This is a genomic window from Amycolatopsis roodepoortensis (assembly GCF_024628825.1).
In the GTDB taxonomy this organism is placed as follows: domain Bacteria; phylum Actinomycetota; class Actinomycetes; order Mycobacteriales; family Pseudonocardiaceae; genus Amycolatopsis; species Amycolatopsis roodepoortensis.
Window position 1 is genome coordinate 9,024,866 of record NZ_CP102415.1, and the last position, 20,956, is coordinate 9,045,821.

Here is a 20,956-nt window from a genome sequence, read left to right on the forward strand (position 1 = left end):
CTGGCCCTCGCTCAGGGCCCGACTTGTTCCTACGGTGACCGGAACCACAATGGAGCTCCCAGCGCCACCGCCCCGGCGGTGCGTGCGAGAAGGAGGAGACGTGACTTCAGCGTCCGACCCGGCACAGAGCAGCGGCCTGAAACCAGGGCTCAAGCAGCGACATATGAACCTGATCGCCCTCGGCGGCGTCATCGGGGCCGGGCTGTTCGTCGGCAGCGGCGTGGTCATCCAGTCGGCCGGTCCGGCCGCGGTGGTCTCGTTCCTCATCGCGGGCCTGATCACCGTGCTCATCATGCGGATGCTCGCGGAGATGACGATCGCCAAACCCGCGCTCGGCTCGTTCTACGTCTACGCGAGGGAAGCGCTCGGCAATCGCGCGGGCTTCGCCGTCGGCTGGATGTACTGGTACTTCTTCGTCATCGTCGTGGCGGTCGAAGCCGTCGCGGGCGGCCGGATCCTGCAGCTGTGGGTACCGGACGTGCCACTGTGGGTGCTCAGTCTCGGCCTGCTCCTGATCCTCACCGGCACCAACATGGTCTCGGCCCGGTCCTACGGCGAGTTCGAGTACTGGTTCTCCTCGATCAAGGTCGTCGCGATCGTCGTCTTCCTGGTCGTCGGCGCCCTCTACCTGTTCGGTTTCTGGCCGGGTGCCCAAGGTGGACTGACGAATCTGGTCTCCCACGGTGGATTCGCGCCACTCGGGATCGGGGCGGTACTCGCGGCGGTGGTCCCGTGCATCGGCTTCTACACCGGCGCGGAGATCGTCACCATCGCCGCCGCCGAGTCCGCGGAACCGAAGAAGGCGATCGCGAAGGCCATGCGGTCGATCATCTTCCGGGTGGTGCTGTTCTACGTCGGTTCGGTGTTCCTCGTCGTCGCGATCAAGTCCTGGGACGATCCGGCGACCGCGGTGAGCCCGTACGCGGCGGTGCTGGAGGTGCTCGGCATCCCGGCCGTGGCCACGATCATGAACGCGATCGTCCTGACCGCGGTGCTCTCCTGCCTGAACTCGGCGCTGTACACCTCGTCTCGGATGCTGTTCGCGCTCACCAGCAACGGTGACGCGCCGAAGGCCTTCACCAGGCTTTCCCGCAGCGGTGTGCCGCGGCGCGCGATCCTGGCCGGGACCGCGATCGGGTACGTGTCCGTCATCGCCGCCTACACCTCGCCGGACCTGATCTTCCAGTTCCTGGTCAACTCCTACGGCGCCGTGGCGCTGTTCGTGTACCTCTCGATCGCGCTCGCGCAGGTGCGGCTCCGCCGCAGGCTGGAGCGAGAGGACCCGGACAAGCTCACGCTCAAGATGTGGCTGTTCCCGTGGCTGAGCTACGCGACCATCGCGCTGATGGCCGCGGTGATCCTGGCGATGGCGCTACTGCCGTCGACTCGCTCGCAGTTCTGGCTCAGCGCGGTGACGCTCGCGTTGATCCTCCTCGGATTCGAGATCCGGCGGCGGCGGGGGAAGCCGGTGGCGAAGGCGCCGTCCGGGCCCGTCGATCCCGTCCCGGACGAACCCGAGCGCGCCCCGGCGACCGTCCGGGAGTGAGCTGGACGGGTTGAAGCGTCCTTCACCGCATCCGACGCGGTGAAGGACGCTTTCAACCCGGCGGATCACCGGCTCACCGTGAACTCCCTTGTCACGCTGGCGAGTTTCTCGGGATTGCGGACGTGATAGGCACCGGTGACGAAGCCGTTTTCGACCCGGACCGCGAGCACGCCGTCGATCTCCCCGCCGACGCGGATCAGCAGACCGGGGCCGCCGTTGACCTGCACTGGTTCGACGGACCTTTCCGCCTCGCGTTTCCACCAGCCGACGGCCAGCAGCCTGGCCACCTTGTCCGCGCCCACGATCGGCCGCAGCAGGGCGTGTTTCACCCCGCCGCCGTCGCTGAGCGCGACGACGTCCGGTGCGAGGATGTCGAGCAGGCCTTGCAGATCGCCCGTTTCCACCGCCGACTGGAACGCCTGGAGCGCGGCCCGGTGCTCGGCCGGTGACCCGGTGCCGCGCGGTCTGCGCGCGGCGACGTGGGCCCGTGCCCGGTGGGCGATCTGGCGTACGGCGGCGGGAGTCTTGTCGACGGCCTGGGCGATTTCGCCGTACCCGACGGCGAAAACCTCCCGCAGCACGAAGACGGCCCGCTCGGTCGGCGCGAGTGTCTCCAGCACCAGCAGCATCGCCATCGACACGCTGGCGGCGAGTTCGACGTCCTCGGCCACGTCGGGGGTGGTCAGCAGCGGTTCGGGTAGCCATGGGCCGACATAGGACTCCTTGCGCCTGCCGAGCGTCCGCAGCCGTTTGAGCGCCTGCCGGGTGGTGATCCGGACCAGGAACGCACGCGGATCCAGCACCGTGTCGAGCGCGACGCCCGCCCAGCGTAACCAGGTCTCCTGCAGGACGTCCTCGGCGTCGGTGGCCGAACCGAGCATCTCGTAGGCCACGGTGAAAAGCAGGTTGCGGTGGGTCACGAACGCTTCGGTCGCCGGGTCCATGGCGCCCTGCGCCTCGGGTCGTTCACTCATCGCCGGTCCTCGCTCGGGTCGTCTCGGTCGTGCTTCGCCCATACGACCCCGGCCGGCACCGTTTTGTGACAGTCAGCCCGTTCCCAGCCAGTCGCGGATCGCGGCGACGAATTCCTCGGGCGCGTCGGACTCGACGTAGGTGCCGGCGCCCTCGACGATCACGGTGCGGTGGTCGGGGAAGGTCGCTTCGAGGCGTTCGCGTTCCTGGGGGCGGAAGGCGATGTCGGCGTCGCCCCACACGATCAGCGTCGGCAGGTGGGCGACGTCGGCGAGGCCCGCCTCGACCTCGGTGAAGAAGGCTCGGCTGGCGAGCGTCCTGCCGGGGAACACGGCGGAAGACTGCCGCCGCGCGGGGGTGTCCAGCGCCCGGCGGTACTGGGTCATCTCGGCCGCGGTCGGTTTCCGCCGCCGGTGGCCCGTGGGGATGAACGTGTTGACGAGAAGGTTGAATCGCCGGACGAGGAAACGGCCGACGGGCCCGCCGATGATGCGGGAGAAGGCCTCGAAATGGAGAATCCCGTTGACCGGCCAGGCCCAGGTGTTCGCGAGCACGAGCCGATCGAAGGCGTCTGGCCGTCGCTGAGCGGCGGCCAGGCCGATCAAGCCACCCCAGTCCTGCCCGACGAGGGTCGCTTTCTCGATGCCGAGCGCGTCGATGAACCCGGTGACCACGTCCGCGTGCTCCTCGGGCCAGTAGTGGTAGCCGGGTTTCGGCGTCGACAGCCCGAAGCCCGGATAGTCGAGGGCGACGCACCGGAAGTCTCCGCGCAGCGCGCGGATCACGTCGCGCCAGAGGAACGACCAGGTCGGATTTCCGTGCAGGAACACCAGGGTGGGCCCCGAGCCCTCGTCGATGTAGTGCACGGTGTTCCCGTCGATGTCGACGAAGCGGCTCTCGAAGGGGAACAGGTCGTCGTCGACCCAGGAGGGCCGGACGCTCTCGGTGATGTCGGCCATCGCGGCCTCCTCCGGCCTCGGGATGCTTGAGTTTTTCACGCTCACTTGAGAAGGTCAAGCGATGCGGAGTTATGGTCAGTACTGTGGGCTCGCCCGGGCGCTCGACGTCGTCGGCGACCGGTGGAACCTGCTCATCGTCCGCCAGCTCCTGATCGCCCCCGCCCGCTACCGGGAGCTGCTCGACGGGCTTCCCGGCGTGGCCACCAATCTGCTCGCCGATCGCCTTCGCGACCTCGAGGCCGCCGGCGTGGTCGAACGGAACCTGGCCGAGGGGACCAACGCCGTCGTCTACGCGCTCACGGAGTGGGGCGCCGGGCTGCGAGAGCCGATCGAGGGCCTCGTCCGGTGGTCCACCCCGCTCATGACGCGCGGGCCGGAAGATGATCGCTTCGACGCCGCATGGCTCGTCGTCGCCCTTCGAGCGTTGCTGCCCGGCGGGCACCGGTCGCCGGCGATCGGTATCGAGGTGGACGGGAGCCTGTTCCGGTTGCGGGCGGCGCCCGGTGGAACGGAGGTCGAGAAGCACGACGGCGGTGAACTCGACGCCGTCCTCCGGGCGGACGCGGCGATCGTTCTCGGGCTGGCGGCGGGTGCGCTCGAGCTCGACGACGTCGCCGGGCTCGTCGACATCGAGGGGGACGAAGGCGCGGTGCGGGACCTCCTCCAGACCCGGCACGCGGTCCCTCGGGCATGATCGGCTCATGCGCGTCTTGTCGGAGAGTCAGCTCGGTTCCATCCTGGCGGGCGTTCCCGCGTCATGCCCCCGGGTGGTGGTGAGCGGGAACTTCGCCACCCCGATGCGGGCGCTGAAAGTGCTGGACACGGCGCTCGCGGAGTACCGGCTGTTCGCGTTGAACGCGCAGGCCGGAATGCCGGACCGCGAAGGTGTGCTGCTGGAGACGCCGTTCGTGGGTGCCGGGATGCGCGGCCGCGCCGGGCTGCGGTACTTCCCGTCGCGGTTGTCGCTGGTGCCGCAACTGCTCAAGACGGCGTTGCCGCCGGACGTGGTCCTGCTGCACACCTCGGTCCCGGTGGACGGCATGGTGTCGCTGGGTACGGAGGTGAACATCCTGCCCGCGGCCGTCGAGGCGGTGCGGGCGCGCGGTGGCCTGGTCGTCGCGCAACTCAACCCGGAGATGCCCTTCGTCCACGGCGACGGAGTCCTGCCGGTCAGCGAGATCGACTACGCCCTCGACGTGGCCGAGCCGCTTCTGTCACCCGTCCCGCGGCCGGTGGGGGACACGGCGCGGACCATCGGTGAGCGGGTGGCCGGGCTGGTCGAGGACGGCGCGACCCTGCAACTGGGCATCGGCGGGATCCCGGACGCGACACTGGCCGCGGTGACCGGACGGCGCGGGCTCGCGATCTGGTCGGAGATGTTCAGCGACGGTGTGCTCGCGCTCGACCGCGCCGGTGCCCTCGATCCGGCGGTGCCGGTGACGGCGTCGTTCGTGTTCGGCACCGCGGAGCTGTACCGCTGGCTCGACCGCAATCCGCGGGTTCGCTTGCTGCGCACGGAAAAGACGAACGATCCCGCCGTGATCGCCCGGCAGCGCGGCCTGGTGTCGGTGAACAGTGCTCTCGAAGTGGACCTGTTCGCGCAGGCCAACGCGAGCCGGGTGCGAGGCGCGATCTATTCGGGATTCGGCGGTCAGACCGACTTCGTGGTCGGGGCGTTGCACTCACCCGGCGGGCGGGCGATCATCGCGCTGCCGTCGTGGCATCCGAAGGCCGACGTCTCGACGGTCGTGCCGCGGCTGGCCGGGCCGGTGACGTCGTTCCAGCACAGTTTCCTGGTGAGCGAACACGGCGTCGCGACCATCTGGGGCAACGATTCGAGCGAACAGGCGCAGCAGATCGTCGACCACGTCGCGCATCCGTCGGCCCGGGAAGAACTCGTGACGCGAGGCCGGGAACTGGGATTCACGCTCTCGTAGTGCCGGTTTTCCTTGAGGGGCGGGGTATGTTGCGAAAGCCACCTTCGCAACGTTGAAGGTTGCGGAAGTGGCTTTCGCAACGCCGGGCATGTCTCGAAAGCCACCTCCGCGACGTGGGCACTGGACATCGGCGCCCACCGGTGGGGACACGCGAGCGGGGAAGCGGCCAGCCCGCGAGTCGTCAGTTCTGGGCACCTTCCTTATCCGGGTCGAGGTCCGCCTCGCGCCTTCCGGCTCGCTCGTTGAGCGCCGCCGAAAGGGAAGCCGAGTACTCGCCCGCGCCATTGAAGTGCCCTCGACCTCACGGCAACGGTGGTGCAGGCGTCACGCGTTCGAGTTTCGTCCAGCCGGTCCAGCCTCGCGTTCTCAGCAGCTCGATCAGCCGGCGGGCCGGCGGCGCGGTGTCGAAGGCGAGTGCGTCCATCAGTTCGGCGAACGGCGGTGCGACGTCGGTGTCGCCGACATAGGCCTCGTTCCGCTCGTCCGCGATCCGCGTGATGTGGACGGCCAGCTTGTCGGCGAGCTCGATCAGCTCGGCATCGTCGTCGCTCCGGTCGAGCGCCTGCCCCAGGGTGCGATAGAAATCGATGAGCGGCGGATCGGCGAGCTGCTCCTTCTTGCGCGCCGCCCACTCCGGGATCCGTTCGGGTGAGTGCGCGGCCAGCAGGATCCAGCCGTCCCGCTCGACCTGGACGATCCTCTCGTCGACGCCGTGCGCCCGCAGCACGTCGAGAATCTCGACCACCTCCGGCGGCAGCACCAGGGCGTCCCCGGACGCGAGCCGGGCGATCCGCTCGCGATGCCGCTGCCGTTGGCGGATTTCGGCGCGCAGCCGCTCGTCGATGTCGGCGACCGCCGCGGCGAACCCGCGTTCGTCGGCCTGGAGCAGTTCCCGCACTCGCGACAGCGGGACCCCGGCTTCGGCGAGGGTCCTGATCCTGACCAGCTCGATCACCGCCCCGGCGTCGTAGCGCCGGTAACCGGAATGGTCGCGCTCGGGCTCCGGCAGCAGGCCCTTGGCGTGATAGTGCCGCACCGCGCGCACCGTCACCCCCGCGCACGACGCCAGCTCACCGATGGTCAACATGCGCTCAGTGTGCGGCAACGCGGATCAGGCGGGCGATCTCCCGCGCGTGGGTGACGACGAGCCGGTGGTCGGCGTCGAGCCACGACGTGGAGACGTGCGGCCGCTCGCGGGTGAGCCGTTCGACCCCGGCGCGCCAGTTCTCGTTGCGCCACCGCGCACGCTCGTCATCGCCGTCCCCGGCCATCGAGGCCGCCATGATCAGGTGGATCGGACAGTCGATCCTCCGATACTGGTCGAGGATGCCGGAGCGCACCGCTTCGATCTCGATGTTGAGATCGAGGAAGTCTTGTGGGGACAGCAGAACCTGACGCGCGGTGCCCGCGACCCGCTCGAACTCGTGCCGCAGTCCCTCCGCCATCGCCCGGAACTCCGGCAGGTCGGCTTCGGTGAGGAACGGTTCGGGCACCGGGTTCGCGCCGTCGACGAGGACGAGCCCGGACACGGCGTCCGGATGGCCGGCGGCGTAGTGCACGGCCAGGTCCGCGCCCAGCGAATGCCCCACGAGAACGGCCCGCGGGCCGACGTAGCCCGACTCCGCCATGACAGCGCCGAAATCGCCGAGGAACGCCTCGAAGGTGTACCGGTCGCCGGGCGAGGAGAGGCCGTGGCCTCTCAAGTCGAACGTCACCACGTCGTGGTCGAGGCGCAGCAACCCGATCAGCTCGTGCAGATCCGCCTGTGGCGTGAGCAGCCCGGGACACAGCACCAGCGGCCGTCCCCGGCCGCCGCGCGAGACCCGGATCGCGACGCCGTCGTGGTGGACCGTGAAATGGCTGTCTCGCGTGTTCATGGCAGCCATGCTGAGGGGTTGACCCTGCGTCAGGGTCAACTTCAGTGCGGATACAAGACCCGACGGGAAAAGCGTCACCAGGTGACAGGGACGTCGACGGGGCCGCGAAGGGTGAGGAACATCCGCCGCCAGGCGAGTTCTTCGAACGGCACGGCCAGCCGCAGCCGTGGTGCGGCGGCGAGTAAGGCGGTGAGCCCGGCCTGGAGTTCCGTGCGGGCCAGGGCCGCCCCGAGGCAATGGTGTGGCCCGTGCCCGAAAGTGAGATGGCCTGGCGTACGAGCGGGATCGACCAGCTCCGGTTCCGGAAAGCGCCGGCGATCGTGGTTGCCCGCCCGCAAGGGCGCGAGGACGAATTCGCCGGCACGGATCGGAACTCCGCCTATCTCGGCGTCCTCGACAGCGACCCGTCCCTGGTCCGTGGCCGAACTCTGGTCCTGGCGCAGGAGTTCCTCGACCAGTGCGGGGATCCCGGCGGGGTCGCGGGGGAGTGCCGGTTCGACGGCCAGCCGGAGTACGGCCTGAGCCAGCGCGTTCGACGGCGGGACGTATCCGGCGATCACGATCGCGAAGGCGAGCTGCGTGATCTCGTCCGGGCGCAACGAGTCGCCGGAGTCGTCGCGGGCCTCGATCAGGCCGGTCAGCAGATCGTCACCGGGAGCGTTTCGCTTGGTCTCCACCAATTCCGCGAGATAGCCGCCCAGCTTTTGGGCCGCTTCGGCCATTTCTTCATAGCTCGGCGCGGTGAACACCGCGACGATGCTGTCGGTCCAGGACCGCAGCTCGTCGCGAACCGACTGCGGGACACCGAGAAGCTCGCTGAGCGACGCGAGGGCGAAAGGAATCGCGAACCCGTTCAGCACGTCGGCGGGTTGGCCTTGCGAGATCAGCTTCGCGGCCGACTCCGCCGCGAGGGTTTCCAGGCGCGGGCGCAACAGTTCGATCCGGCGCGGGGTGAGCGCCTTGGCCGCGATACGCCGCAGCCGCGCGTGCGCGGGGCCCGACATGGTGAAGAGCAGTCCTCCGCCGTCGGCCGAGCCGGTCCCCGGTACCCAGGGGCGGAACCGCGGATCGCCGAGCAAGCCCCGGATGTCCGCGTAACGCGTGACGAGCCAGGCGTCCTCGCCGGAGGCCAGGCGCACCCGGCCGACGGGTTCCTCGTCCTGACGGCGGATGAATTCCGCGGGACACCGCAACGGTTCCGTGTCCTTGAACGGGTATTCGGCTGCCCCAGTCATGTTCCCTCTCCGTTCTTCGGTCTTCCGGTCGTCTTCTCGGCCAGCGAATGCAACGGCGTGAGGGCGGAATCCTCGTCCACCCCCAGCGCGCGAGCGGTCAGCAGCCGGTACAGCTCGTCCGCCGCGCGGGTGAGGCGCGCGGCCCGGTCCGCGACCGAGTCCTCGTCCGGATCGAGCTCGGCGAGCGCCGCGGCGAGGATCTCTTCGGCGGCACGCTGCTGACGCCGGGCGACGGCCTCGACCAACGCGTCGACCGGGACGACCAGGGTGCGGCGCCGATCCGCCGGATCAGGACGTGTCACGAGCGCGCCCGCCGCCCGCATTCTGGCGACGGCACCCGAGACGTGGCTTTGCGCGAAACCGGTACGGGCGGTCAATTCGCCGATCGACAAGCCCGGCTCCTCGACGAGCACCGAGATCAGCACGTCGTGGATCTCCGGGGTCTCCGGATCCGAATCGTCACGCATGCCCCGGGCGGCGAGCTCCATCAGGTGCTTGCCGAGAAGATACAACTCACTGGCCTTCACATCGATAACGATACATCTAAAACGATGCTAATGCGGGTTTCGAGAGAGGTGTCGCGGTCGGTACCGTACCGGCGACAGGGTGTACCGAGAACCGATGCGTTGCGAGGTGTGGGGTGTCCGTGGCGGGCGAACGGGTTCCAGAAGGTGTCGACATCCGAGTGCCCAGTGCGGCACGGGTCTACGACTGGTTGCTCGGCGGCAGCCACAATTTCGACGCCGACCGCGCCGTCGGTGAGAAGGTCATGGCGGTCCTGCCGACGGGCCGCCAGGTCGCCGCGTCGAACCGGGCGTTCCTTCGCCGCGCCGTGCAGTACATGGTCGGGCAGGGCATCACCCGGTTCCTCGATCTTGGCTCAGGGATCCCGGCCGTCGGCAACGTGCACGAAATCGCCCAGGACATGGACCCCGGATGCCGGGTGGTCTACGTCGACTACGACAAGGTCGCCGTCGCCCACAGCAGGCTCATCCTGGACGGCAACCCGAACGCCAGTGTCGTCGAGGAAGATCTCTGCAGTCCGGAAGCGGTCCTGAACTCGGAGGCGGCGCGGGCGTTGCTGGCCGACGGCGAGCCGATCGGGCTGCTCATGGTGGCCGTGTTCCACTTCATCCCGGACAGCCTGCACCCCGCCGAGATCGTCACCCGCTACCGCGAGGCACTGCCTGCCGGCAGCCTGGTCGCGCTGTCGCATCTGACCGCGGACCACGCGCCCCTGGAAATGGCGGCGGTCACCGAGGCGATGAAGAACAGCAGGGATCCCATGTATTTCCGCCCGTACGCCGAAGTCGCCGCTCTCTTCGAAGGACTGGAGCTGGTCGACCCCGGTGTGGTGAGCGCGCCGCTGTGGCGGCCGGAGCCCGGTCTCCGCGATATCGAACCGGACGACGTCTACGCCGGCGTCGGACGCAAGGTCTGAGTCCGGTCACGTCGCGAAAGCCACTTTCGAGACATCAGGTGTCCCCAAAGTGGCTTTCGCGACGTGGCCCGGATCTGTGGACGGTCACCACCACCGGACGCCGCGGTCGATGCAGGTGTCCCACAGCGGGTCGGATTGGCAGATCGTGACGATGTCCTTCTTCTTCGAGATCGTCTTGTCGTAATGGGTGCACTTCGGACCTGAAGTCGTGTCCCGGTAGTAGGGCTTCGCCGGAGGCGAACTCACCGTTTCCTGGAACGAAGCGTAGGCCCAGTAGCCGTTCGCCTTCTTGTCGCATACGGTGAAATCGCGGTCCTTCAGGTCGACGACGACCCTGGCGAGAAGCGGCCCGCCGACCTCCTGGAGGTCGAAGTTCCGGTAGCGTTCGCTGTCCTGGGTCACGGAGTCCTCGTTCTGGCCCTCCAGCCCGCCGTCCGCGGCTGTGGCGGCCGAGGCCGACCCGGCGCCCAGCGCCAACAATACGGCGGTCGTGACGCCGACGAATCGCAATTCACGCACGATTTACCCCTCTCTGAGCTTTGTGGAATTCGCCCGGCTGTTTCCGTTGGCGTGGGAATCACCCTCACCGATAGGCGCGGTCCGCGTACACACCTTTTCGCCGGAACGAAAACCGGTAAATCGGCGAACTCCGGGTCCGGCGTCGACCGGGTCCGAGACCGTTTGTCATGCTGCCGGTGTGGCAACCACGGAAACAGAGCCCGTTCAAGCGTCCGCCGGCCGGGGGAGAGCACTGGTCCTGGTGTGTCTGGCCGGCGTGCTCTGGGGCACGATCGGCCCGGTAATCCCGGTCGTCCACGACGCTTCTGGCCTCTCGCCGCTGGCCATCGGCGGGTATCGCGCCCTGGTCGCGGTCGTCGTCCTGGTGATCGCCGCCGCCGTGCTGCGGCGGTCGCGTGACTGCGTGCGGCTCGGGCGGCGGCATTGGCGGCGAGTGACCGTGGTCGGGGTTTCGACGGCGATCTTCCAGCTGCTCTTCTTCGTGGCCGTCCTGTGGGCCGGGGTGAGCATCACCACCGTGGTGTGTCTCGGATTCGCGCCGGTGCTGTTGCTGATCACCGGCAGCGTCAGGCGTCGCCGCAGGCCCTCCGCCGGCCAGTTCCTCACGGTCGCAGTCGCACTCGCGGGGCTCCTCCTCGTCAGCGTTGCCGGCAGCCCTGACGGCGAAGCGCCGTATCCGGTTCTAGGTGTGCTCGCCGCACTCGCGTCCGGCGCCGCCTACGCCCTCTCCGCCGACGCAGCCGGTCCACTGTCCCTAAGGCTCGACACGCTGACCATGACCACGACGACGACCTGTGTCGCCGCGATGGTCCTAGTGCCCGCCGGGCTGATCGTGCCGCTGGCGACCGGTGGTGGGATGTGGACCGGCGACCTCCGGTCGTGGGCGCTGATCGGCTACCTCGGGGCCGTGACCATGGCGCTCGCCTACGCGCTGCTGTTCACCGGCCTCCGGTCCACCCCCAGCGGCGCGGCGGTGGTGGCGACCCTGCTCGAACCGGTCACCGCCGTCCTGATCGCCGTCGTCTGGCTGGATGAACGGCTGACGGTCGCGGGTGTCGTGGGGGTCGTGCTGATCATGGCCGCGATCGGCGGCCTGGGACGGTACTCGAAGGAACCCGCGCCGCAGTGATCACGGCCCGGGCTCAGCTCGTTTCCCGGACGACCAGCCGGTGCGGGGCGACGATCGAGCGCGGTGATCGCGGGCTCGACATCTGCTCGGCCAGCCGGTCGAGGGCGAGTTCGGCGATGCGATCCTTGTCCGGGGAGACGGTGGTGAGCGCCGGGACACTGAACCTGCCGTCTTCGATGTCGTCGAAACCGATCAGTGCCAAGGAATCCGGCACCGCGACGCCGCGGTCGGCGGCGGCTCGCAACGCGCCCAGCGCGAGTTCGTCGGTGAAGCAGAACACCGCGTCGGGCGGACGGGGAGAGTTCAGCAGCCGCAGCATCGCCTGATGGCCGTCGGCGCGATGCAGACTCGGCACGGTCACTTCAAGCTCGGGCTCGGCCGGCAGCCCGGCGTCGGCGAGCGCCTCCCGATATCCGGCCAGCCGCTGGCGGGCGGTCGCGTTGAGCGAACGCGGCTGGCTCCCGACCGCGGCGATCCGCCGACGGCCGCGCGCCAGCAGGTGCGCGGTGGCCTCGCGTGCGGCCGCGACGTTGTCGATCGCGACGTGGTCGACCCCGGCGGTACCGTCGTGCTCCCCGAGGAGCACGAGGGGAGCGGTGTCGGTCCGGGAGGCCAGTTCCGCGGGGGTCACCGCCCACGGACTGAACAGCACGCCGTCGACCAATTGGCTGCGCCGTCCGTGCAGCAGTTGCGTCTCCCGTTCGGCGTCGCCGTCGGTCTGGTCGATGAGGACCGTCAGTCCCCGGGCTTCGGCGATACGCACCGTCCGCGCGGCGAGCTCGGAGAAGTAGGGCGAGTCGATTTCCGGGATCACCAGCGCGACCAGCCCGGTCCGGCCCTGCCGGAGTGTCCGGGCGGCCATGTTGGGCCGGTAGCCGAGGGCGTCGATACTCGCCTGCACCCGCTCCCTGGTCGCCGGGGCGACGTAGCGGAAGCCGTTGACCACGTTCGACACCGTCCGCACGGACACCCCGGCGTGCTCGGCCACATCCCGCAGTTTCGGGTTCATCCTCGTCCTCTCGCTCGCGGCGAGGATACCTCTTGCAACGTGGCATGCCACGTTGCAAACTGGAGTGACAGTGCCGTGTCGCCCGGAGGTCGAGATGCCCGTCAATCACACCGCCCCCACCCCCGCCCCGCTGCCCGCCGAAGAACTCGAATCCCTGACGGCCCGCCTGCATCGGGAGGGCATCATCGGTCTCCCGCAGGCGTTCACTCGTGAGTGGGTCGGACGGCTGGGCGAAGACATCGAGACGGCGTTCGCCGAGGCGCGCGGCCGCGAGAACGGCGCGGTCGGTCGCGGACCCAACCGGTTCTACGTCGAAATCCATCCCGAACAGTTGCGCGGCTTCGCGGAATTGGCATCCCATCCGTGGATCACCGCCGTCGCCGAGGCCGTGCTGGGTCCGGAGTACCGGATCGTCGAGGTCGGCTTCGACGTCCCGCTGGCGGGCGCGATGGACCAGCCATGGCACCGCGACTTCCCGATGCCCGAGGAGACCGCCCGCCACGGCAGGCTGAACTCGTTGGCCGTCAACGTGACCGCCGTCGACACCGAACCGGACATGGGGCCCTTCGAGATCGCGCCCGGCACGCACTGGGAGGACGGCGGCACGTTCGAGCACGGCATGTTCCCGCCCCGGGAGGCGTACCCGCGCTACCGCGAGCTGGCCGTCCGCAAATTCCCGCGTATGGGCGACATTTCGATCCGGTCGGCGCTGACCGTCCACAGAGGAACCGCGAACCACTCGGCCAAGAGCCGTCCCGTTCTCGTCCTCGGTCTCGACGGGCCGGGAGCGGGCAACGACGCCCGCCACGACACCGCCGTGACGAGGGAATACTGGGCGACCCTGCCGGACTCGGTGCGCGCCCACCTCGATTGCCCGATCGTCGACACCCTGCGGCCCATCACGCAGAAGCACACCATCGAAGGTCTCGTGATGGGCGAACCCGGCAAAGACTGAACGCTGATTATTCGCCGTCGCGGAATTTAATTCTCGCTGAAATGCGTTTCGGCTTCATTTGGTCGCCGGAGATGGCCGTGCCCGGGAAGCCGCCTCAGGTCGGCGGTCGCCCGCGCGACCGTATTTCTGAATCGATCGCGGAAATCGGCCCGTCTGCTGTCGGTGAAGGTATTTTCCGACAAGGTGTCGGTTAATATCCGACGTGTCACCGAAAGTGATCGATCGAGTGTCGTTTGTGTCCGAAGGACCGTCGCGAAGTGCTGGCCAGGGCGCCGATTCGGGGGTAAGGCGCGGAAAACTGCGACGTATGGTCCAATATGGATGGAGCGTTCGGACTAAATCCGCGAAATTCGTATTCCACGGCGCGGCCGGTCGTCTTAACCTTGCGTGATTCTTCACCTGAATCTGCACTGGGGAGCAAGATGAAGTCCACGCCGTTGTTGTTGTCGCGCGCCCGAAAAACCTCGGAGCGACTGCTCGACGCCCGATGACACGACCCGGCTGCGTCAGCCGATTCGACGTAAACGCCCGGCAAACGCCCGACCGGATCGCGGTCTTCGAGCACGGCGGCGGGATCACCTACGCCCGGCTCGCCGGCCTCGCGGGCGGCCGCGCGCTGCGGTTGCACGACGCCGGTGTGCGGCCGGGGGAGCGGGTCGGGCTCGTCACCGGGCACGGCAGCGCCGCGATCGCGGCGATCCTCGGCACCCTCGCCGTGGGCTGCACCTACGTCCCGCTGGACCCGTCCTTCCCCCGGGAGCGGCTCGAGTACCAGCTCGCGGCCGCGCGGGTGACCGCCGTGCTCGCGGACCCGGAGTATGTCGAGCTCGCGGAGTTCTTGTGCCGCACCGGATCCGCGCGGCTGGTGCGTTCGGGTGCGGAGACCGCGCCGCTCCCGGTGCCCGAATCCGACCCGGACGGCTTGGCGTACGTGCTGTTCACGTCCGGCTCCACCGGCAGGCCGAAGGCCGTCGCGCAGACCCACCGCAACCTTCTGCACGTCGTCGACAACCAGATCGACGCGCTCGGCATCACCCCGGCCGACCGGCTCAGCCTGCTCGCGTCGTTCGGCTTCGACGCGGCGATCCCGGACCTCTATCCGGCCCTGCTCACCGGCGCCGCGCTCGTACCGGTCGACCTGCGTGCGCACGGCGTCGCCCACGCCGCGCGCGAGCTGGCCCGGCACGAGGTGACCGTCTACCACTCGACGCCCACGGTCTACCGCCACCTGCTCGACGTCCTCGGAGAGACCGGCCTGCCGTCCGTGCGGACCGTGCTGCTCGGCGGCGAACAGGCGACCCACGCCGACGTCCGCCGCGGCCGGTTCGCGCCGGAATGCGTGTTCGTCAACGGCTACGGCGCCACCGAGGTGACTTTCGCCGCGCACTACCGGACGACCGCCGCCGAGCTGGACCCGGACGCCGACGGGCCGCTGCCGATCGGGCGCGCGCTGCCCGGGTTCACACTCACCGTGCTGGACAGCGGCGAACTCGAAGTGCGCGGACGGCACCTCGTCGACGGTTACCTCGACCAGCCGAGCCCGGCGTTCGGGGTGACCGCCGACGGCGGCCGCCGCTACCGGACCGGCGACCTCGGCAGGCTTCTGCCGGACGGGAACCTCGTCTGCCTCGGCAGGCTCGACCGGCAGGTCAAGGTCCGCGGATTCCGGGTGGAGCTGACCGAGATCGAAGCCAAGCTCGCCGAACAGCCTGGCGTCGCCGAAGCCCGCGCGATCGTGCGAGACGGCGATTTGCTCGCCTACGTGACCGCGGCAGGCCCGCGTCCGGACGGCCGGGTGCTCCGGGCCGCGCTGGTGGACGCCCTGCCCGGTTACTCGGTGCCCGCGGCCGTCGCGGTACTGGACAGTTTTCCGCTGACAGTCACCGGAAAGCTCGACGAACGGGCGCTGCCGGATCCGCGCTCGGCCGCGACCGTCCCGGCCGAGCGGCTGAACCCGGCCGAGGAACGTGTGCACCGGATCTGGTGCGAGGTGCTGGGCCGTGACCGGATCGGCAGCACCGAGGCGTTCTTCGACGCCGGTGGCGACTCGCTGCGGCTCGGGCGGGTGCAGGTGCGGCTGGCCGACGAGTTCGGCGTGGACGTCCCGCTGCTCGCCCTGTTCGAGCGCACGACCATCGCCGGGCAGGCCGCCTGGCTCACGAAGTCCACTTCGGACACTCGGACGTCCGTCACCGCGGAGGAGCAGGCCGGGGATCTCATCGCCGTAGTGGGGCTGGCCTGCCGGTTCCCCGGCGCGCCGGACACCGCTTCCTTCTGGTGGAACCTCTGTGCGGGCGTCGACTCGATCCACGACTACACCGACGACGAGCTGACGGCGCTGGGCATCGGGCCGGGCCTGCGGGCCGACCCGGCGTACGTGCGGGCGGGCGGCCGGATCGAGGGGATCGAGGAGTTCGACGCCGGGTTCTTCGGCTTCACCGCCGACGAGGCCGCCAGGACCGACCCGCAGCACCGGCTCTTCCTCGAAACGGCGTGGCAGGCACTCGAAGACGCGGGCCGCGACCCCGCCGCCGAGACCGGGCCGGTCGGGGTGTTCACGGCGACCTCGGTGAACCGCTACTTCCTCTTCCACCTGTTCGGCAACCCGGCGGTGACCGGCGACGTCGACCCGGACGACTGGGAGGGGCGGCTGACCGGCCGCCAGCTCACCGACCACCTGCCCGGCCAGGTCGCCTACCGGCTCGGGCTGACCGGGCCGGCGGTGGCCGTGCAGAGCGCGTGCTCCAGCTCGCTCGCGGCGGTGGCGCTGGCCGCGCAGAGTCTCGCGGACTACCGGTGCGACGTCGCGCTGGCAGGCGGGGCGAGCGTGACGTGGCCGCGATACCGCAGTGGCGGCCTCGTCTCACCGGACGGCCGGTGCCGCGCGTTCGACGTCGCCGCGGCGGGCGCCGGGTTCAGCTCGGGCGCCGGAGCGGTCGTGCTTCGGCGGCTGGCGGACGCGATCGCCGACCGCGACCACGTCTACGCCGTGCTGCCCGGCTGGGCGATCACGAACGACGGCCCGGACCGCGCGGGCTACGCCGTGCCGGGACCGGCAGGGCAGGCGGCCGCAGTGGCCGAAGCGCTGGCCGTCGCGGAGGTCGCCCCGGACGAGGTCGCGCTGCTCGAAGCCCACGGCAGCGGCACTCCGCTGGGTGACGCGATCGAGGTGGCCGCGCTGAACCGCGTCTACCGGGACGCGCCGCCGGAATCGTGTGCGCTGGGCTCGGTGAAGACGAACATCGGGCACCTCGACGCGGCGGCCGGTATCGCCGGGCTGATCAAGGCGGTGCTGTCCGTGCGGCACGGGGTCATCCCGCCGAACCCGCATTTCACGGCCCCGCATCCGGAGGTCGACCTGGCGGGCGGTCCCTGGTACGTCCCGGCGAAGGCCGCCGACTGGCCCGCCCGCGAGCGGCGGGTGGCCGGGGTCAGCTCGTTCGGCATGGGCGGCACGAACGTGCACATGATCGTCGAGGAGGCGCCTGTCGCCGCGCCGCGGCCCGCGGCGAGCGGTTCCTTCGTCCTGCCGGTGTCCGCGCGTGACCCGAAGGCGTTGCGCGAGGCGGTGTCCAGGCTGCGCGACCGGCTCGCCACGGACACGCCGGACCTCAGGGACGTGGCGTACACGCTGTCGGGCCGGAGGGCGTTCGCCTGCCGGGCCGCCGTGGTGGCGGACTCGGTCGCGTCGGCGGTCGACGCGCTCGACGCCCTGCTGGCGAACGGAACCGACGTCGAGGGCCCGGCCGGGGCGGAGCGAGACCTGGCCGCCCGCTGGACAGGAGGCGCCGACGTCGAGTGGAGCGCGGACGGCGATCCCGGCCGCGTCCCCTTGCCGGGCTATCCGTTCCAGCGGGAGCGGTACTGGATCGAACCACCGCACCACACAGCCGACCAGGAGACCCCTCGGTGACCGACACCTTGCCCGTCACGGGCGGCCATGGCCCGCCACTGTCCTATCCGGACACCACGCTCACGGAGCTGATCCTCACTCAGGCGGCGCGTACGCCGGACGCCGTCGCCGTCCGGCAAGGTGACGCCCGGCTCACGTACCGCCAACTGGTCGCTTCGGCGACCGGCGTCGCCCGGCTGCTTCGCGCCCGGGGTGCCGGACCCGGCGTCCGCGTCGGTGTCTGCGCGGACCGGCGGCCGGAGCTGATCTCGACCGTCGTGGGGGTGCTGCTGTCCGGGGCCGCCTACGTGCCGCTCGAACCCGGCGGCCCGAAGGCCCGGCTGGCCGAAATCGCCGCGGACGCCGGGATCTCGCTGGTCGTCGGTGACCGCGCGAAGGCCGAATTCGGGGCCACGGAAGGCATCGAGGCGCTCGACGTGCCCGCGCCCGTGGACGGGCCCGTCGAGTGCCCCGCCGGGCCGGACGACCTCGTCCACCTTCTCTACACCTCCGGCTCCACCGGACGGCCCAAGGGCGTGCTGACCAGCCACCGCAACGTGGTCGCGTTCGTCACCGGGTTCCCCGCCGCCCTCGGGATCCGGCCGGGCACCCGGACGCTCGGCATCTCGTCGCCCGCCTTCGACGCCTTCACCATGGACGTGTTCGTCCCGCTGGCGCACGGCGGATCGGTCCAGCTCACCAGCGCCGCCGACCGGTCCGACCCCGAACGGCTGCGGCGGTTCCTCGTCGAGCACGACGTCGAGTGGGGCTTCGTCACGCCGACGCTGCTGTCCATGGTGGACCCTGCGGCCGTCCCCGGCTGGCGCGTCATCGCCTGCGGTGGCGAGCCGGTGCCCGCGGAGCTCGCCGCGCGCTGGATGCCGGGGCGGCGGTTCTTCAACGCCTACGGCCCGACCGAGACCACCGTCGTGGTCGTCACCGACGAGGTCACCGGCATCCCGGCCGACCCGCTGCCGCTCGGCCGCCCGACGCCGAACCACCGGGCCTTCGTCGTGGACGCCGAGTTGCGGCCGGTCGCGCCCGGCGAGATCGGCGAGCTGCTCATCGGCGGCCCGGGCGTCGCGCTCGGCTACCTTGGCAGCCCCGAGCTGACCGCCGCGAAGTTCGTCGACGATCCGACCACACCGGGAGAGCGGCTCTACCGCACCGGCGACCTGGCCCGCGAGCTGCCCGACGGCCGGCTGGAGTTCCTCGGCCGCGCCGACCGGCAGGTGAAGGTCCGCGGCCAGCGGATCGAGCTGGGCGAGGTGGAGGCCGCGCTCACGAGTCACCCGGACGTCGACGCCGCCGCGGTGGCGGCCGTCCCCGGGCCGGCGGGCACCCGGCTGGTGGCCTTCCTCGCACCGGCGTCCGCACCGTCCGATGTGGACGAACTCGGCCGGGACCGGCTCACCGCCGCGATGCGCCCGGCCGCGGTCCGGGTGCTCGACCGGCTGCCGGTCAACCCGGTCACCGGCAAGATCGACCGGCCCGCGCTGCGCGACCTCGCCGAAGCGGCGCTGGCGGGACAACAAGAGGACCTCGGTCCGCTCGGCACCCCGGCCGAACGCGCGGTCGCGGCCATCTGGCGCCGCGTGCTCGGCTCCGGCGCGGGACCGGATTTCCTGGCCTCGGGCGGGAATTCGATCGCCGCGATGCGGCTGGTCGCGGCCCTACGGACGGAGCTGGCCGCGGACGTCGCCACGGAGGACGTGTTGGCAGGCGGAACGCTCGAAGGGCTCACCCGGCGGGTCGCCTCCGCGCCACCGCTGACCGGGCCGGGACTGACCACCGGGCACGCGCCCGCGCTGTCCCCGCAGCAGCGGCGGCTGTGGTTCCTCGACCAGCTCGCCCCGGACGCCGCGCCGTACAACATCGCGATGGCGTTCCGGCTGACCGGCGCGCTGGACGTCGACGCGCTGCGTCACGCCCTGCGCGCGGTCGCCGAGCGGCACGACGTGCTCCGCTGGCGGATCCGGGCCGTCGACGGAGCGCCGGTGGCGGATCGCCTTCCGCCGTCGGACGTTCCGCTGCCGGTGGCGCCGGTGACCGAGGACGGTCTGCGGGCCCGGCTGGCCGCCGACGCCGCGACGCCGGTGCGTCTCGACCGCGAGGCTCCCTGGCGCGTGCGGCTCTACCGGCTCGGCGCGACGGAGCACGTGCTCGGCTTCACGCTGCATCACGCGGTGTTCGACGGCTGGTCGCAGGAGCTGCTGTGCGCCGACCTGTCGGCGGCCTACCGGGGTGAGCCGCTGCCGCCGCCGGTGGCGTCCTATGCGGACTACGCGGTGTGGCGAGCCGGACGCGACGAACGCCGTGAGGCCGTGGATGTCGCATGGTGGACAGAACATCTCGCCGGTGCACCGGCCACAGTGGACCTTCCGCGCGACCGGCCCCGCCCGATCGTGCAGACCTACCGTGGTGCGAGCCTGCGTCAGTCCTTTTCGGACAGTGTCGCCGAGTCGGTCCTGGTGCTGGCCGCCCGCACCGGCACGACGCGTGCCGGGGTCCTGCTCGCCGCGTTCGGCCAGCTGCTGCGGCGGCTCACCGGCGCGACCGACCATCTGGTCGCCACGGTCGTCGCGGACCGGCAGCTCGCCGAATGCCAAGAGGTCGCCGGGTTCTTCGTGGACATCGTGCCGGTGCGGCTGCGGGCCGACGACACTGCGGACTTCGCCACGCACGTCCGCGACGGCGGCGCGGAACTCCTCGCCGCGACCGCGCATCCGGCCGCGCCGGTCGAGCGGCTGGTCGAGGCGCTCGGCGTGCCCCGCGACCCCGCGCACGCCCCGCTCGTGCAGGTGATGTTCAACGTCCTGAACTTCACCGAGCCGCGGCTGGACCTGCCCGGCGTGGCCTCGGCGTGGCTGCCGGTCGACAAGCCGGGGTCGCCGTTCGACCTCACGGTGTACGTCCACGACGACGGCGTCGAACTGCTGTACAACCCGGACCTGTTCGACCACGCCCGGATGGCCGGGCTCGCCGAGGACTACGTCGCGCTGCTCGGCGCGCTGGCCGCGGCGCCGGACGCGCCGGTCGGGACCAGCGTGCCGGAGCTGCCGCGGGCGGACGTCCGCACCGCCGCGCCTGCCGCGGCGACCCGCGTCCGGGCACGGCCGCCAACGGTGGCCGCGGATCCGGCGGCGCTGGCCGCGACCGAGGCCGTGATCGCGCGTGCCTGGTGCGACGTCCTCGGTGTCGCCGAAGTCGGGCACACCGACAATTTCTTCGACGTCGGCGGGAATTCGCTCGCCCTGGCCCGGGTCCACGCCCAGCTCACCGACCGGCTCGCCCGCCGGATCCCGATGGTCGACCTGTTCAGCCATCCCACCGTCCGCGCCCTAGCCGCGCACCTGCACTCCGGTGCCGCCGCCAGCCCCGAACTGGCCCGTGCCGCCGAACGCGTCGCCGCCCGCCGCGGCCGTACCCAGTCCAGAAGACCCCGTCGCACCGCCGGCCCCACCGGCCCTTGATAGGAGCACCAC

The 20,956-nt window shown here is 70.6% G+C and carries 16 protein-coding genes; 8 read left to right on the plus strand and 8 right to left on the minus strand.

The window, feature by feature from the left end; genetic code table 11:
* The first annotated feature begins 163 nt into the window (after positions 1–163).
* Positions 164–1,546 (plus strand): amino acid permease, encoded by a 1,383-nt coding sequence (locus NQK81_RS43170; RefSeq protein ID WP_257489958.1) that lies wholly within the window; start codon positions 164–166, stop codon positions 1,544–1,546.
* A gap of 65 nt (positions 1,547–1,611) precedes the next feature.
* Here NQK81_RS43170 and NQK81_RS43175 read toward each other — a convergent pair whose 3' ends face one another.
* The gene (locus NQK81_RS43175; protein ID WP_257486109.1) at positions 1,612–2,520 is read right to left on the minus strand and encodes an RNA polymerase sigma-70 factor; all 909 of its coding nucleotides are present in this window, start codon (positions 2,518–2,520) and stop codon (positions 1,612–1,614) included.
* A gap of 72 nt (positions 2,521–2,592) precedes the next feature.
* A complete protein-coding gene (locus tag NQK81_RS43180; protein WP_257486110.1) occupies positions 2,593–3,477 on the minus strand; it encodes an alpha/beta fold hydrolase in 885 nt (294 codons plus the stop codon).
* 61 nt (positions 3,478–3,538) lie between these two features.
* Between NQK81_RS43180 and NQK81_RS43185 the strand changes: the two genes are divergently transcribed.
* Complete coding sequence (locus tag NQK81_RS43185) at positions 3,539–4,171, plus strand: winged helix-turn-helix transcriptional regulator (protein WP_257486111.1); 633 nt, start codon at positions 3,539–3,541, stop codon at positions 4,169–4,171.
* A 7-nt stretch (positions 4,172–4,178) separates the two neighbouring features.
* Positions 4,179–5,414 carry an acetyl-CoA hydrolase/transferase family protein gene (locus NQK81_RS43190; protein WP_126734239.1) on the plus strand — a complete coding sequence of 412 codons (1,236 nt, stop codon included), beginning with the start codon at positions 4,179–4,181 and terminating at the stop codon, positions 5,412–5,414.
* A gap of 301 nt (positions 5,415–5,715) precedes the next feature.
* Here NQK81_RS43190 and NQK81_RS43195 read toward each other — a convergent pair whose 3' ends face one another.
* The 4 genes from NQK81_RS43195 to NQK81_RS43210 form a co-directional block, all read right to left on the minus strand.
* Positions 5,716–6,501: a MerR family transcriptional regulator gene (locus tag NQK81_RS43195; protein WP_257486112.1), complete on the minus strand. Its 786-nt coding sequence runs from the start codon at positions 6,499–6,501 to the stop codon at positions 5,716–5,718.
* Between the two features lie 4 nt (positions 6,502–6,505).
* The gene (locus NQK81_RS43200; RefSeq protein WP_257486113.1) at positions 6,506–7,291 is read right to left on the minus strand and encodes an alpha/beta fold hydrolase; all 786 of its coding nucleotides are present in this window, start codon (positions 7,289–7,291) and stop codon (positions 6,506–6,508) included.
* Positions 7,292–7,365: 74 nt separating this feature from the next.
* Positions 7,366–8,526: a cytochrome P450 gene (locus NQK81_RS43205; protein WP_257486114.1), complete on the minus strand. Its 1,161-nt coding sequence runs from the start codon at positions 8,524–8,526 to the stop codon at positions 7,366–7,368.
* Complete coding sequence (locus NQK81_RS43210; RefSeq protein ID WP_257486115.1) at positions 8,523–9,053, minus strand: MarR family transcriptional regulator; 531 nt, start codon at positions 9,051–9,053, stop codon at positions 8,523–8,525. The genes NQK81_RS43205 and NQK81_RS43210 overlap by 4 nt, the downstream gene beginning before the upstream one ends.
* Before the next feature lie 158 nt (positions 9,054–9,211).
* On the opposite strand from NQK81_RS43210, the gene NQK81_RS43215 reads away from it, so the two are divergent.
* Positions 9,212–9,967: an SAM-dependent methyltransferase gene (locus NQK81_RS43215; RefSeq protein ID WP_257486116.1), complete on the plus strand. Its 756-nt coding sequence runs from the start codon at positions 9,212–9,214 to the stop codon at positions 9,965–9,967.
* An 84-nt stretch (positions 9,968–10,051) separates the two neighbouring features.
* Here NQK81_RS43215 and NQK81_RS43220 read toward each other — a convergent pair whose 3' ends face one another.
* Positions 10,052–10,486 (minus strand): hypothetical protein, encoded by a 435-nt coding sequence (locus NQK81_RS43220; protein WP_257486117.1) that lies wholly within the window; start codon positions 10,484–10,486, stop codon positions 10,052–10,054.
* Positions 10,487–10,664: 178 nt separating this feature from the next.
* Here NQK81_RS43220 and NQK81_RS43225 point away from each other — a divergent pair, with 178 nt between their 5' ends.
* Positions 10,665–11,615, plus strand: coding sequence for a DMT family transporter (locus tag NQK81_RS43225; protein ID WP_257486118.1), 951 nt, complete (start codon positions 10,665–10,667; stop codon positions 11,613–11,615).
* Between the two features lie 13 nt (positions 11,616–11,628).
* Here the strand turns inward: NQK81_RS43225 and NQK81_RS43230 are convergent, their stop codons facing one another.
* On the minus strand, positions 11,629–12,624 hold the full coding sequence (locus NQK81_RS43230) for a LacI family DNA-binding transcriptional regulator (protein WP_257486119.1): 996 nt from the start codon (positions 12,622–12,624) through the stop codon (positions 11,629–11,631).
* Between the two features lie 94 nt (positions 12,625–12,718).
* Between NQK81_RS43230 and NQK81_RS43235 the strand changes: the two genes are divergently transcribed.
* The 3 genes from NQK81_RS43235 (at position 12,719) to NQK81_RS43245 (ending at position 20,944) form a co-directional block, all read left to right on the plus strand.
* Positions 12,719–13,579 carry a phytanoyl-CoA dioxygenase family protein gene (locus NQK81_RS43235; protein WP_257486120.1) on the plus strand — a complete coding sequence of 287 codons (861 nt, stop codon included), beginning with the start codon at positions 12,719–12,721 and terminating at the stop codon, positions 13,577–13,579.
* Positions 13,580–14,066: 487 nt separating this feature from the next.
* Positions 14,067–17,492, plus strand: a complete 3,426-nt coding sequence (locus NQK81_RS43240) for a beta-ketoacyl synthase N-terminal-like domain-containing protein (protein WP_257486121.1) — start codon at positions 14,067–14,069, stop codon at positions 17,490–17,492.
* Entirely contained in the window at positions 17,489–20,944 is a 3,456-nt protein-coding gene (locus NQK81_RS43245) for a non-ribosomal peptide synthetase (protein ID WP_257486122.1), read from the plus strand. Before NQK81_RS43240 ends, NQK81_RS43245 begins: the two co-directional genes overlap by 4 nt.
* Positions 20,945–20,956: the final 12 nt, after the last annotated feature.

Bases quoted from the DNA above. Each gene is read 5' to 3' on its own strand.
- NQK81_RS43170 (WP_257489958.1), top strand. From the start codon at position 164: ATGAACCTGATCGCCCTCGGCGGCGTCATCGGGGCCGGGCTGTTCGTC.
- NQK81_RS43175 (WP_257486109.1), bottom strand. From the start codon at position 2,520: ATGAGTGAACGACCCGAGGCGCAGGGCGCCATGGACCCGGCGACCGAA.
- NQK81_RS43180 (WP_257486110.1), bottom strand. From the start codon at position 3,477: ATGGCCGACATCACCGAGAGCGTCCGGCCCTCCTGGGTCGACGACGAC.
- NQK81_RS43185 (WP_257486111.1), top strand. From the start codon at position 3,539: ATGCGGAGTTATGGTCAGTACTGTGGGCTCGCCCGGGCGCTCGACGTC.
- NQK81_RS43190 (WP_126734239.1), top strand. From the start codon at position 4,179: ATGCGCGTCTTGTCGGAGAGTCAGCTCGGTTCCATCCTGGCGGGCGTT.
- NQK81_RS43195 (WP_257486112.1), bottom strand. From the start codon at position 6,501: ATGTTGACCATCGGTGAGCTGGCGTCGTGCGCGGGGGTGACGGTGCGC.
- NQK81_RS43200 (WP_257486113.1), bottom strand. From the start codon at position 7,291: ATGAACACGCGAGACAGCCATTTCACGGTCCACCACGACGGCGTCGCG.
- NQK81_RS43205 (WP_257486114.1), bottom strand. From the start codon at position 8,526: ATGACTGGGGCAGCCGAATACCCGTTCAAGGACACGGAACCGTTGCGG.
- NQK81_RS43230 (WP_257486119.1), bottom strand. From the start codon at position 12,624: ATGAACCCGAAACTGCGGGATGTGGCCGAGCACGCCGGGGTGTCCGTG.
- NQK81_RS43235 (WP_257486120.1), top strand. From the start codon at position 12,719: ATGCCCGTCAATCACACCGCCCCCACCCCCGCCCCGCTGCCCGCCGAA.
- NQK81_RS43240 (WP_257486121.1), top strand. From the start codon at position 14,067: ATGACACGACCCGGCTGCGTCAGCCGATTCGACGTAAACGCCCGGCAA.